8 protein-coding genes are annotated in these 12,433 nt (G+C 70.0%); 3 read left to right on the forward strand and 5 right to left on the reverse strand.

Annotation, left to right across the window (positions count from 1 at the left end; genetic code table 11):
- Positions 1 to 135: 135 nt before the first annotated feature.
- Positions 136 to 1,284, reverse strand: a complete 1,149-nt coding sequence (locus tag DAT35_RS06755) for an alanine--glyoxylate aminotransferase family protein (RefSeq protein WP_108066431.1) — start codon at positions 1,282 to 1,284, stop codon at positions 136 to 138.
- A 521-nt stretch (positions 1,285 to 1,805) separates the two neighbouring features.
- On the opposite strand from DAT35_RS06755, the gene DAT35_RS06760 reads away from it, so the two are divergent.
- Both DAT35_RS06760 and DAT35_RS06765 read left to right on the forward strand, forming a co-directional pair.
- A complete protein-coding gene (locus DAT35_RS06760) occupies positions 1,806 to 2,192 on the forward strand; it encodes a VOC family protein (protein ID WP_108066063.1) in 387 nt (128 codons plus the stop codon).
- Positions 2,193 to 2,204: 12 nt separating this feature from the next.
- Positions 2,205 to 4,928, forward strand: a complete 2,724-nt coding sequence (locus DAT35_RS06765) for a M1 family metallopeptidase (RefSeq protein WP_108066064.1) — start codon at positions 2,205 to 2,207, stop codon at positions 4,926 to 4,928.
- A 19-nt stretch (positions 4,929 to 4,947) separates the two neighbouring features.
- On the opposite strand, the gene DAT35_RS06770 is transcribed toward DAT35_RS06765, so the two are convergent.
- Entirely contained in the window at positions 4,948 to 8,100 is a 3,153-nt protein-coding gene (locus DAT35_RS06770) for an adenylate/guanylate cyclase domain-containing protein (protein WP_233261325.1), read from the reverse strand.
- 396 nt (positions 8,101 to 8,496) lie between these two features.
- On the opposite strand from DAT35_RS06770, the gene DAT35_RS06775 reads away from it, so the two are divergent.
- Positions 8,497 to 9,441, forward strand: coding sequence for a hypothetical protein (locus DAT35_RS06775; RefSeq protein WP_233261326.1), 945 nt, complete (start codon positions 8,497 to 8,499; stop codon positions 9,439 to 9,441).
- A 36-nt stretch (positions 9,442 to 9,477) separates the two neighbouring features.
- Here DAT35_RS06775 and DAT35_RS06780 read toward each other — a convergent pair whose 3' ends face one another.
- The 3 genes from DAT35_RS06780 to zwf form a co-directional block, all read right to left on the reverse strand.
- Positions 9,478 to 10,221 carry a class I SAM-dependent methyltransferase gene (locus tag DAT35_RS06780; protein WP_233261327.1) on the reverse strand — a complete coding sequence of 248 codons (744 nt, stop codon included), beginning with the start codon at positions 10,219 to 10,221 and terminating at the stop codon, positions 9,478 to 9,480.
- Positions 10,222 to 10,297: 76 nt separating this feature from the next.
- Positions 10,298 to 10,879 carry an HdeD family acid-resistance protein gene (locus DAT35_RS06785; protein WP_233261328.1) on the reverse strand — a complete coding sequence of 194 codons (582 nt, stop codon included), beginning with the start codon at positions 10,877 to 10,879 and terminating at the stop codon, positions 10,298 to 10,300.
- Positions 10,880 to 10,954: 75 nt separating this feature from the next.
- Positions 10,955 to 12,430 (reverse strand): glucose-6-phosphate dehydrogenase, encoded by a 1,476-nt coding sequence (zwf, locus tag DAT35_RS06790; RefSeq protein WP_108066067.1) that lies wholly within the window; start codon positions 12,428 to 12,430, stop codon positions 10,955 to 10,957.
- Between the last annotated feature and the right edge of the window lie 3 nt (positions 12,431 to 12,433).

Genomic DNA, 12,433 nt, shown 5'->3' on the forward strand with positions numbered 1-12,433 from the left:
ACAGTCCGACAAAAGAGGCCAAACCGGTGGTGAATGAGTGGCTTCGAGCCGAAGGCAATCGAGAGCCGCGAGGAGAACCCCAGCCCGGGGAAGCATCCGCTCCCCAGGCCAGACGCTTCTCCGGGCCAGCACGTCCTACTTCGCCGCGAGCAGCTCCGCCTGCGCGGCCGCCACCGCCACACCCGGCTCCGTACGATGGCCCGCCGCCACGAGCGCCCGCTCCACCGCGCCCACGGTGGCCAGCACATCGCCCGGGCCCACCACGTTCATGTGCCCAACGCGGAAGTAGCGCGTCTTGAGTTGCGGATGCAGTCCACCCGCCAGCACCACGCCCTGCTCCCGCGCACGGCCGAGCACCGCGGCGTCCAATCCCTCCGGGTAGTAGAGGGCACTGAGCGTATGGGCGGCCAGGGACTCGGACACCGGCAGCATCCGCAGCCCCAGCGCCCGCCACGCGGCGCGGAAGGCATGGGCCATCCGGCGATGCCTCGTGAAGCGCGCCTCCATCCCCTCGCGCAATATCTGTCCCAGGCTCACGTCCAGGGCGCACACCAGGTTGACGGGCGGCGTGGCGAAGTAGGCGGCCCGGCCGGCCTCATAGGCCTCCATGATGGGGAGCCACTCGCCGAAGTCCGCGTACAGCGAGCGCACCGGAGTCCGCCGGGCCTTCCACGCGGCCATGGCACGCGGGCTCACCGTAAGCAATGCCAGTCCCGGCGGCACGCCAATCGCCTTCTGGCTCGCGGTCAGGTACACGTCCGCGCCCCACGCCTCCTGGTGGAACGTCTCCCCCGCGGTGGCGCACACCCCGTCCACCACCGACAACACCCCGTGCCGGTCCGCGGCCTTCACCAGCGGCTCCACCGGCGCCAGCACCCCGGTGCTCGTGTCCACGTGGGTGACCGTCATCACCTTGAAGCGTCCACCCGCCAACACCTTCTCCACCTCCGCCACGTCCGGAGCCTCGCCCGGCGCGCACCGCGCCTGCACCACCTCCGCCCCGTAGCGCTCGAGCAGCGTGGCCATCCGGTCACTGAAATACCCGGTGTTCACCACCAGGGCTCGCTCGCCCGGCTCCACCAGGTTGGCCACCGCCAGCTCCATGGCCAGCGTGCCGCTGCCCGCCACCACGAAGGGCTGCGCCGAGGGCGCCAGGCACACCTCGCGCAACCGCTTCAGCGCCCGGCCGAAGACGGCGATGAACTCGGGGGCCACGTGGCTGGCCGTCTTCGCGCCCAGTACTCGCAGTACCTCCGGGTCGAACTCCACGGGGCCGGGAATCATCAGCAGATCTCGCTCGCTCACGCAGACTCCTCTCTCTCGATTGACGACACGGGGGCGTAGCGTAGCCCGGTCCGGGACTCCACGGCGGATTCAGTGGAAATGGAGTGTCAGGTCCGGCCAGGGTGCCGCGTCTCTTCATGCATAGGCGGCGGCGACGGCGGATTCGCCCGAGCCCCCGCGAACGATTTGAAACGTCCGTCCGGAGAGGTCATACACGCACCTCTGTTGGTTCGAATCCAACTCCCGGCACCATGCGCCGGGATAGCCAAATGGTAAAGGCACTCGACTCTTCATCGAGCATTTCGACGGCTTCCCCACTCGGGCGTTTCATCCCTTTCTGACAGCATTCGCGTCCGGCCGAAGCGGCCCTACAAGCCCATACTCTCGCGGCCGCCGGTTCGAATCCGGCCCTCCCGACTTCACACCGGGAGGTAGCTCAGGGGTAGAGCACGAGCTCCAAGACGGCTTCTTCACTCGGACGCAAACCTTCATCCCTCCGCATCCGGTAGCATGCGGGCCCCATGGCCCCTCCGGTTCGGATCCTGCGGCTGGACCACGTGCAGCTCACCATCCCCAAGGGAATGGAAGACGCGGCGCGTGCCTTCTACTGCGGTACCCTCGGCATGGCGGAGCGCGAGAAGCCGGACGCCCTCAAGGGGCGAGGAGGCTTCTGGCTCCAGCTCTCCGGCTTCCAGGTCCACATCGGCACCGAAGACGGAGTGGAGCGGTTGCGCACCAAGGCGCACCCCGCCTTCGAGGTGGAGGACCTCGATGCGGTGCGGCAAGTCCTCGAGCAGGCTGGCATCGCCACCGAGGACGGCGTCCCCATTCCCGGCATGCGCCGCTTCGAGTGCCGTGACCCGTTCGGCAACCGGCTGGAGTTTCTCCAGATGGAGCCGAGCAGGTAGCCTCCGCGCACCATGCGCTGGCCCCTCATCGTACTCGTCGCACTCGTCTCCCTCCGCTGTACCCACGCTCCCGAGGCCCCAGCGGCCACCCCGGCTCCCGCGCCGGTGGCCGCCACTCCGGACTGGCCCGAGCCCCAACCTCCCACGCTGCGTCTGCCCGACTCCGTACGGCCGGCGCGCTACGCGCTGGACCTGACGCTCCTGCCCGCCGAGCCCACCTATGCCGGCACCGTCACCATCGACGTGGAGGTCCGTGAGCCCGTGCGTCAGGTGTGGTTGCACGCGCAGGACCTCCAGGTGACCTACGCGGGCGTCCTCGCCGGAGGCCGCACGCTGGAGGCCAAGACCGTCACCGCCAGCGAAGGACGGCTCGGCCTGCTGCTCCCCGAGACGCTCGGGGCCGGCACGTATCAGCTCACCCTCGCCTTCATCGGCCGCGCGGACCGCGAGCGCAGCCAGGGCATCTACGCCGTGGAGGAAGGCGGTGAGTCCTACCTCTACACCTTCTTCGAGCCCATCGACGCGCGGCGCGCCTTCCCGTGCTTCGACGAGCCGGGCTTCAAGGTGCCCTGGCGTCTGCGCTTCACGGTGAAGCAGGAGCACGTGGCGCTCGCCAACCACGCCATCGTCTCCGAGGAGCCGCTCCCCGGCGGGCTCAAGCGCATCACCTTCGCCGAGAGCCGCCCCATGCCGAGCTACCTCGTGGCCTTCGTGGTCGGCCCCTTCGACCTGGTGGACGGCGGCCCCATCGGGCGCGCCCACGTTCCCCTGCGCTTCATCGTGCCCCACGGCCGCGGCGCCGAGACGGCCTACGCGGCCAGCGTCACCCCGCGCATCATCACCCTGCTCGAGGACTTCTTCGACCAGACCTATCCCTACGAGAAGCTCGACGTGGCCGTGGTCCCCCGCTACTGGGGCACCATGGAGCACCCGGGCATCGTCGCGCTCGGCCAGCCCCTCACCCTCATCCGCCCCGGCGAGGAGACGGTGCAGCGCCGCAAGAGCTACGCGAACATCGCCATCCACGAGCTGGGCCACTACTGGTTCGGCGACGTCGTCACCTGCCGGTGGTGGGACGACATCTGGCTCAACGAGTCCCTCACCTCCTGGCTCGACCAGAAGATCACCGACCGCTTCGACCCGGCGTGGAGCTTCGCGCTGGAGGGCCAGGCCCGCTCCGCCGCGTTCGCATTCGAGATGGACTCGCTCACCGCCACGCCGCCCGTGCGCAAGCCCATCGCCACCAACGACGACATCGTCGGCTCCTTCGATAATGGCACCACCTACGCCAAGGGTGCCTCGCTGCTGTCCATGCTCGAGGGCTGGCTCGGTGACGAGCGCGTGCGCGACATGCTGCGCATCCACGTGCGCAAGCACGCCTGGCAGGTGGCCACCTCGGATGACCTGCTCTCTACGATGAGCGAGTCGCTGGGGCCCGACGCGGCCCGTGTCTTCCGCGGCTACATCGACCAGCCGGGCGTGCCCCGCGTCTCCGCCGAGCTGCAGTGCAAGGCGGGCACCGCTCCGAGGCTGAAGCTCTCGCAGGAGCGCTTCCTCCCCGCCGGCTCCACGGGCACCACCACGCAGACGTGGAGCATTCCCGTGTGCGTGCGCGCGGGCAAGGGCAAGGACTCCACGCGCGCCTGCACGGTGCTCACCAGCGCCACGGGAGAGATGGAGCTGCCCCTCCAGGGCTGCCCCTCGTGGCTCCTCCTCAACGCGGGCGGCACCGGCTACTACCGTGTGGGCTACTCGCGCGAGCAGCTCGCGGGCCTGCTCTCCACTCCCCAGGGGACGCTGACGACCCCGGAGCGGCTCGCCTTCCTGGCCGACGTGAAGGCCGCCGTGGAGCGTGGAGACGTGCCGCTCGGCGAGGCCCTGAAGCTCGTGCCCGCCACCACCACGGACTCCAACCGGCTCATCCTCCAGCGAGGCGCCGAGTTCCTCTCCTCCATCCACCCGGAGCTGCTCCCCGAGGCCGACCGCGAGCGCTACCGGGCGTGGATCCGCGACCTCTATGGCCCTCGCGCCCGAGCCCTGGGCTGGACACCCAAGCCGGGCGAGGGCGATGACGTGAAGCAACTGCGCTCCCTCGTCGTCGGACGCGCGGCCTTCGCGGGAGACCCGGCCCTCAATCAGGAGGCGGCGCGGCTCGCGCGGGCCTGGCTCGCGGACCGCAAGTCCGTGAACCCCGAAGTCGTCTGGATGGCCATGCAGGTGGCGGCTCGCGGCGGCGACCGGGCCCTCTTCGACACGGTGCTCGCCCAGGCCCGCGCGGCGAAGGACCGCAACGAGCGCTCCCGGCTGCTCGCCATGCTGGGAGCCTTCCGCGACCCGGCGCTCGTGAAGGAGGCGCTCGCGCTGGTGGCCGGGGACGAGTTCGACGTGCGCGAGACGCGCTCCATCCTCGGCGTCACCTTCTTCACCCCCGAGTCACGCGCGCAGGCCTGGGACTTCTACAAGCAGCACTTCGACACGCTCGCCGGAAAGCTGCGCTCCGACGAGCTCAACGGAATCATCGCGATGGTGGGAGACCTCTGCGACGAGCAGCGGCGCACCGAGGCCGAGGCCCTGTTGAGCCCTCGCGTGGCGAAGATCGAAGGCGGGCCGCGCTCGCTCTCCCGCGCGCTCGAGTCCATCCGGCTGTGCATCGAGTCGGAGCGGCGCAACCAGCCGGGCGTGCTGGAGTTCCTCCGCACCCGCGGCAAGGCCGTGAGCAAGACCGCGCCGCGCTGAAGTCCCCGAGGGGCACCGCTCACGCCTGGGCGGTGTCCCCTCCCGCGCCCAGCACGCCCCGGCCGAGCACCCGGAGCGCCTCGCGCAAGTCGGACGAGGCCGCCTCCGCCGGAGCACTCCGCGCCCGCTCCACGCGCCGCCTCGCCTGCGAGAGCGACAGCAGCTCCGCCTCGCTCCCCGGAGTGGCCTTCGCCGCCTCGGCCAGGTCCAGCGAGGCCCTCAGCAGCGAGGACAGCTCGCGCAGCACCGTGTCCCCCGAAATCTCGGGAGAGACCTCCAGCGACGCGAAGCCCTCCCGCGCGGCCGTGAGCTCGCCGAGCGCCGCCTGCACCGAGGCCAGGTGCGCGGTGAAGCGCAGCGCGTGCCAGCGCGACACCCGGTCCAGGATGGAGATGGACTCCCCCAGGCACGTGCGCGCGGACCCGAGCGCTCCGAGCGCCACCAGGGCCCTTCCCAGCTCGCCCCGCGCGACGCCCTCGAGGATGCGCATGCCGAGCTGCCGGCCCATGCACACGGTGGCCTCCAGGTGCTCGCGCGCCTCGGCTGCCCTGCCCGCATCGAGCAGGAAGCAGCCCAGGTTCACCCGCGCCAACGCATGCCCCGCGCGATCTCCCACGCGGGAGGCCTTCTCCATCGCCTCCTCCAGCAGGACCACCGCCTCCGCCGTGCCTCCGCTCTCACCAATCGCCATGGCGTAGTTGGTGAGGAAGCCCACCTCGAACGCCACATCTCCCACGGCGCGGAACAGCTCCAGCGCGGTGCGCAGGTGAGGCAGCGCCGCTCCAGCACCGTGCCGCCCCAGCTCGAGAATCCCCAGGTTGCCCACCGCGTACGCATCCATCCACCGGTCCCCCACCGAGGGCAGCTCCTGGGCCTCCTTCACCAGCTCCCAGGCCGTGCCGATGTCCCCCTCGTCGCGGGCCACGATGCTCAGGTCCACCAGGACGCGCTTCTCCCGGTCCATCGCGCCCAGCTCGCTGAACGCGGAACGGGCCGCCTCCATGTCCCTCCAGGCGGCGGCGAGCTGGCCCGCGCCATGGTGTGTCCGGCCCCGCACCGCGAGCGCCTCGGCCCGCAGCAGCGGCTCCACGTCGACGGTGGCCGACAGCTCCAGCGCCCGGTCCAACCGAGACAGGGTGATGCCCACCGGGCCGCGGGCCGTCACGTCCGGCTCCAACGCCACCAGCGCGCCCAGCGCCCGCTCCAGGGAGCCCTCGGTGGCGGGCACCACCGCCAGCGCGTTGTCACACGCGGCCAGCAGGTTCTCCCGCTCCAGCGCGAGCCGGCGGAAGGCCAGCTCTCCGCCCTCCCCTCTCATGCGCGCGCTCAGCCTGCGGGCCAGCGCCAGGTAGCAGCCCGCGTGACGTGACGCCAGGATGGTCCCCTCGCCCCGCTCCGCCAGCCGCGAAGACGCGTACTGCCGGATGCTCTCGTACATGCCCAGCCGCAGCTCCCCGGAGAGCCCGTCGGGCGCGTAGGCCCGCAGCAACGACTTCGAGCGCAGCGAGTGGATGATCTCCATCACATCCGGCCCGCCGGGAGGAAACAGGAGCACCGCCTCGGCCGCCTCCAGGGAGAAGCCACCGCGAAACACCGAGCACTGCGCCAGCGCCGCGCGCTCCGCCGGCTCCAGCAGGTTCCACGACCAGTCGATGGCGCCCCACAGTGTGCTCTGCCGCGCGGAGCCGTCGCGCCGCCCTCCCCGCAGCAGCTCGAAGCGGCGGGACAGCCGCTCCTGGATTTGAGCCACTCCCAGCAGGTTGGTGCGCGCCGCCGCGAGCTCGATGGCCAGGGGGATGCCGTCCAGCTTGCGCACGATGTCCGCCACCAGCGGGGCCTCCGCGTCCGTCAGCTCGAAGCTCCCCCGCACCGCACGCGCCCGTTGGACGAACAGACGGACCGAGTCGCAGCGGACGAGCCGCTCCGCGTGCGTCTCTCCCTCCTCGGGCACCACCAGCGGCGCCAGGTCGATGACCCGCTCCTCGGGGAGCAGCAGCGCCTCGCGCGAGGTGACGAGGAACCGGGCCCGGGGAGCCAACGCGCGCCAGCGGCCCAACATGGCCGGCATGTGATGAACGACCTGCTCCACGTTGTCGAGGATGACCAGCACCTCTCCGCGCCCGGCCAGCACCCGGCCCAGCCGCTCCGTCGGCTTGTCCTCCCCGCTGCGGTTGAGTGCGACGCCCAGTGCCTGACCCACGGCGTGGCAGATGTCGTCCACCGTCGACGCGTCCGGCAGCTCGCACATCCACACCCCGCCCTCCCAGGTGCACGCCTCCAGCTCCAGGTTGCCGAAGCGGGTGGCCAGCCGGCTCTTCCCCATGCCCCCCGGCCCCAGCAGGGTGACGAGTCGTGCCCCCTCGCCGAAGCTGCGCCGCAGCAGCGCCAGCTCCTCCTGCCTCCCGACGAGCTCCCCCGACTCGCTCGGGACATGGCCGCGCCGCACCCGCTGCACCCGCAGCGCCTCGAACCGCCGCTCCGCCAGCGACGCGGGCAGCACCTCCACCAGCGTGATGGCCTCCTCGATTCCCTTGAGGTGGTACTCACCCATCGCCCGCACCACGGGCTGGCCCAACGACGCCACCTCTCCCTCCACGCGAGCCCAGGTCGGCCCACTCACCAGCACCTGCCCGCCGTGGCCCGCGGACGCCACGCGCGCCGCCACGTTCACCACCCGGCCGAAGTAGTCCACCTGGCCTGTCCGCTCGTCGAAACGGCACTCGGGCTCGCCCAGGTGCACTCCCATGCGCACCCGCAGGCCCCGGTACACCAGCCCGCCGCCCACGCTCCTCTCTTCCGCCGCCTCCGGCTCGACCAGGAGCCCCTCCGGCCAGGGCGCGATCAGCAACGCCTGCTGTACCGCCAGACACCAGCGCACGGCCTCCACCGCCGAGGTGAAGGCCACCATGAAAGCATCCCCCTGCGTCTTCACCTCGTAGCCGCCGTGCGCCTCCAGCAGGGAGCGCAGCACCTCGTCATGGAGTTCCAGCGCCCTCCTCATCTCGGCGCTGCACCGCTCCCACAGCCGCGTGGAGCCCTGCACGTCCGTGAAGACGAGTGCCACCGTCCCGGAGGGCGCCGCCGAGGTGGAGGTCCGCCGCCGCGAGGCTCCCCCCAAGCCGGGGCTCTCGGTGATACTGGCCGGTGAAAACATGCGCAGGACGCTCCCCATCTCCCGCTCTCCCTCTCCTGCGATCATGATGACCGTGTGGCCGTAATCTCGCGCCCCCCGTGTTCGGAATCCGTGCACCAGCACACGGAGCCACCTTCCGCGAGCCGACTCCCACTCCCCCGCACCTCCCACCCTCGGCCTGCCGCGCAGCGGACGCACTCCGGACTTGGTGTGTGTCATTCGACGCGACAAGCCAGAGCGTCCAATGCCTGACAACTCCACCGCGCGCTGTCCTCCACCCCACGCGACATTCGTCCACGGACAACGCTCCGGCCTGAACTGACTCCCAGTTCATGTGCGAATTACAGAAATAGCAGCACTTTCCTGTTGGGGCCCAATTCCGCATCCGAGCACTTCGGGACGATGCGACCACCCGAGGGCTCCGGGGGGAAGACCATGAAGAGCACCTCGTCCGCACACACCCACCATACCCGGCTCACGGCGCCCACCCTGCCGCTGCTCATTGGAGCACTGTTGCTCACCTCCACCGGGGGTTGCGAACCGGTGGAGGAGCCCGCGCAGACGCCACAGCCCATGGAGCTCGGCACGTCCATCCAGGGCCTCGAGAATGACAATGGCTTGACGAGCAATGGACTGACATTCAATGGGCTGGCCTTCAACGGACTGGCCTTCAATGGTCTGGCATTCAATGGCCTGGCCAGCAGTGCCTTCGCCTCCTGGTTCCAGCAGAACGCCATGACCACCAGTCTCTTCATGAAGTACCTGGTCCGTTGCGCCCTGCCGGCCGGGCAGTCGCGCACGTACTGGGATGGCTCCTCCAGCTATACATGGGCGGGGAGCCTGGGGTTGGCGCCGAACTGGGCGGGAGGCTCGCCGGCCACCGTGGCGGAGCAGCAGGTCGTCACCGCGTGCCTGGCGGCCCTCACCAACAAGTTCGGGCGCACGGTCGGCATCTCCGTCCTGGGAGCCAACGCCCAGGGACAGCTCATTCCCTATACGAACGCGGAACTATCGGACTACCCGCTGCGGGAGGCCTGCTTCTTCGGCAACATCTTCAACGATGATGGCCTCTTCGTCGGAAACGATCAGGCGCCCCTGACCCCCTCACAGAGCAGCCTCCGCGCCTGCGCACTCGAGGGAGGCGACGAGTGCCCGCCGCTCGTGCACATCGGCAGTTGTCAGGCGAGCTGCACGCTGGACCCCACGGGGACGTACTACACGCAGTGCACCCGCAACGGCAAAACCTACCGCCCCATCACCACCCGGCTGCGCGCCCAGGAAATCTACGCGTGCGGTGACGGCATCTGCCAGCCCACCGAGTCCTGTGGCAAAAGCAACCGCTACGACGACTGCGCACTGGATTGCGGCCCCTGCCGCTGAGCCCACGGGCCCGCGCGGCCAGGGGCACGGCACCGCTCACCGCCCGCCCTCGCCGAGCACGCGCAGCAGGTAGAAGACATATCCATAGGATGCGCCATGGCGCGCGAAGAGGGAGATCTCCCGCTCCGTCTCCTCGATGGCGGTGGCGAGGTCCACGTCCCGCTGGGCCCGCTCCCGGAGAGCGCTCATGCGCGCCTCCAGCGGATGGTAGTACTCGTCCCACCACGCCGAGGCCGGGAGCACGAAGGTATCCAGCACCTCGAAGCCGGCCTCGCGGGCCTTGGCGCTGTTGACGAAGAGAGAGCCCATGCGGGGATAGGCCTCGCGCCAGAAGTCAGCGGCCTCCGGGGGTGGCGAGTCCGTGAGCCACGTCGCCTCGGTGGCGGCGAGCAACCCCTCGGGGCGCAGCAGCGGACGCCAGCGCCGCAAGCCGTCGGACCAGCCCAGGATGTAGATGGAGCCCTCGGACCAGATGAGGTCCACGCTGCCCGGCTCGTCCTGGAGCGCCCCGAAGTCCGAGCACCGCGTGTGCACGAGGTGCCCGAGTCCCTGGGCCTGGGCCTCGGCCTCGAGCCGCTTCAGGTAGGGAGCGTTCGAGTCCACGGCGGTGATGGGGGTGCCGAGCTCCCGCGCCAACACGAGCGTCTGCCGTCCGGGACCACAGCCCAGGTCCAGCACCCGCGGGGACGTGGCCAGGAAGGGGCGCAGGCGGCCGAGTGCTTCACGGGTACAGGCGTCGCTCCCCGGCCCCTCGCGAGGCAGATCCGTATGCAACAACATGAAGGCGTCACCGAGCATGGCGGCAGCGTATGTCAGGTCCGCCCCGTCCCACCGGCGAACGTGCCTCTCCTCCTCCTCAAGCGGGGAGCTCTCGCACCACTTTGCGGACGGTGAGCGCGCCCGCCATCATGGCGATGCCACGGGAGAGAATCTCCACACCCACCAGGATGCCGGGGGCCCACAGCGAGGAGTAGGGCATCTGCGCGAAGATGATGACGCCCAGCGCCACCGACACGAGGCCGTAGGCGAAGTCCCAGCCCCACCCTTCATACCTGTCGGCGATCGACGTGATGCCCCGGAAGAGCCCGCTGGCGAAGAAGTACCCGCCAATCAACAGTGTCAGCGCCAACAGCCCGGCGCCAGGATTCATCAGCACCAGCGCGCCCACCACGGCGGACAGGATGCCCCCCAGCAGGAACATCAGGAAGGGACCGCTCTTCCGCACGCGGAAGGCGTGGATGACTTCGAAGATGCCTCCCACGAACAACATCGCCCCGTAGAAGACGGCCGTCGCGAGGCTGGTGAAGACAATCGAGGACAGCGCCACCACGCCGAGCAGGGTGATCAACAGCCCCATCACGAAGGGTCCACCCCACACATTGGATTTGAGATTCGTCCTACCACCGGTCGAACCAATATTGGAATCTGTGATTGCCATGACGGGTCTCTCCTGAAACCGGGTCGCCTCAGCACGAACCTGGGAGTGTCCAGGGGTCGCGACAAGCGTGGGCCGCTAATGGATGGCCGCCGGGCCGACACCCTGCACAGCCTCCTCCTGCCCGGCGCGCCGCAGCTCGTCGGGGTGAGCGGCGCGCGGCACCTCCGCCAGCCTCACGGGACTCAACACGGGGCGCCAGTGGCCGTGCGGGGCGATGAGGGTCTCGGCCTCGGGGGGGCCCCAGGTGCCGGGCTCGTATTCGTAGAGCGGGGAGGTGTTGCCCAGGAGGGGCTCCACCACCCGCCACGCCTCCTCCACCGTCTCCTGGCGAGCGAAGAGCGAGACGTCCCCCCGGATGGCGTCGCCAAGCAGCCGCGCATAGGGCTGCATCCTCGCCCCGGGAGACTGGATGGCCACCAGCTCCACGTCCTCGCCCCGCATGAGCCCGCCGGGCTTCTTGGCTCGCGCACCGATGGAGATGAGCACATCGGGGCCCAGGCGGAAGCGCACGAAGTTGGGCGCCAGGGAGGGCTCCTCGAAGATGGGCCGGGGCGGGTGGTAGAGCTCCACGAAGACCTCGGTGGCGTTGGAGGGCAGGAACTTGCCCGTACGGATGTAGAAGGGCACATCCGCCCAGCGCCACGAGTCGATGAACATCCGCACCGCGGCGAATGTCTCCACCTGGGAGGCGGGGGACACGCCAGGCTCCTTCCGGTAGCCGCGGTACTGGCCCCGCACCGCGGCGGCCGGGTCTATCGCGCGCATGGCCTTGAAGATGAGGGCCTTCTCGTCGCGCAGGCTCTCGGGGGCCTTGCAGAAGGGCGCGTCCATCGTCAGCAGCCCCACGATTTGAAGCAGATGGTTCTGCAACACGTCGCGGATGGCGCCCACCTCCTCGTAGAAGGCGCCGCGCCCCCGCACGCCGAAATGCTCGGACAGCGTCACCTGCACCATGCGCACGTGCTCCAGGTTCCAGATGGGCTCGAGGAAGACGTTGGCGAAGCGGAAGAAGAGCAGGTTCTGCACCGGCTCCTTCCCCAGGTAGTGGTCGATGCGGAAGATGGCGGACTCAGGCAGGAAGCGGTGCAGCAACGCATTGAGCGCTCGCGCCGAGGCGAGGTCCCTCCCGAAGGGCTTCTCCACCACCACCCGCGCCTGTGCCAGACAGTTGGACCAGGCGAGGTTCTCCACCACCGTGCCGAAGAGGCTCGGGGGAATGGCCAGGTAGTGCAGCGGGCGCTCCGCCCCATCGAGGGCCTCGTGGACCCGGGCGAAGGTGCTCGTGTCGCGATAGTCCCCGTCCACGTAGCGCAGCAATTGGCACAGGCGCCGGAAGGCCTCCGGGTCGAACTCGCCGGCCGCCTGGAGGCTCTCACGCGCCCGCTGGCGGAACCGCTCCAGTCCCCAGCCCGCGTTGGCCACGCCAATGATGGGGATGGACAGCCCCCCGCGGACCACCATGACCTGCAGGGCGGGGAATATCTGCTTGAACGCCAGGTCTCCGGTGGCACCGAAGAAGACGAGGGCATCCGACAAGGGAGCGTCGGCCATGGC

It is taken from the genome of Vitiosangium sp. GDMCC 1.1324, from assembly GCF_003044305.1.
Classification (GTDB): domain Bacteria; phylum Myxococcota; class Myxococcia; order Myxococcales; family Myxococcaceae; genus Archangium.

Bases quoted from the DNA above. Each gene is read 5' to 3' on its own strand.
- DAT35_RS06755 (WP_108066431.1), bottom strand. From the start codon at position 1,284: ATGATTCCCGGCCCCGTGGAGTTCGACCCGGAGGTACTGCGAGTACTG.
- DAT35_RS06760 (WP_108066063.1), top strand. From the start codon at position 1,806: ATGGCCCCTCCGGTTCGGATCCTGCGGCTGGACCACGTGCAGCTCACC.
- DAT35_RS06765 (WP_108066064.1), top strand. From the start codon at position 2,205: ATGCGCTGGCCCCTCATCGTACTCGTCGCACTCGTCTCCCTCCGCTGT.
- DAT35_RS06770 (WP_233261325.1), bottom strand. From the start codon at position 8,100: ATGGGGAGCGTCCTGCGCATGTTTTCACCGGCCAGTATCACCGAGAGC.
- DAT35_RS06775 (WP_233261326.1), top strand. From the start codon at position 8,497: ATGAAGAGCACCTCGTCCGCACACACCCACCATACCCGGCTCACGGCG.
- DAT35_RS06780 (WP_233261327.1), bottom strand. From the start codon at position 10,221: ATGTTGTTGCATACGGATCTGCCTCGCGAGGGGCCGGGGAGCGACGCC.
- DAT35_RS06785 (WP_233261328.1), bottom strand. From the start codon at position 10,879: ATGGCAATCACAGATTCCAATATTGGTTCGACCGGTGGTAGGACGAAT.
- zwf (WP_108066067.1), bottom strand. From the start codon at position 12,430: ATGGCCGACGCTCCCTTGTCGGATGCCCTCGTCTTCTTCGGTGCCACC.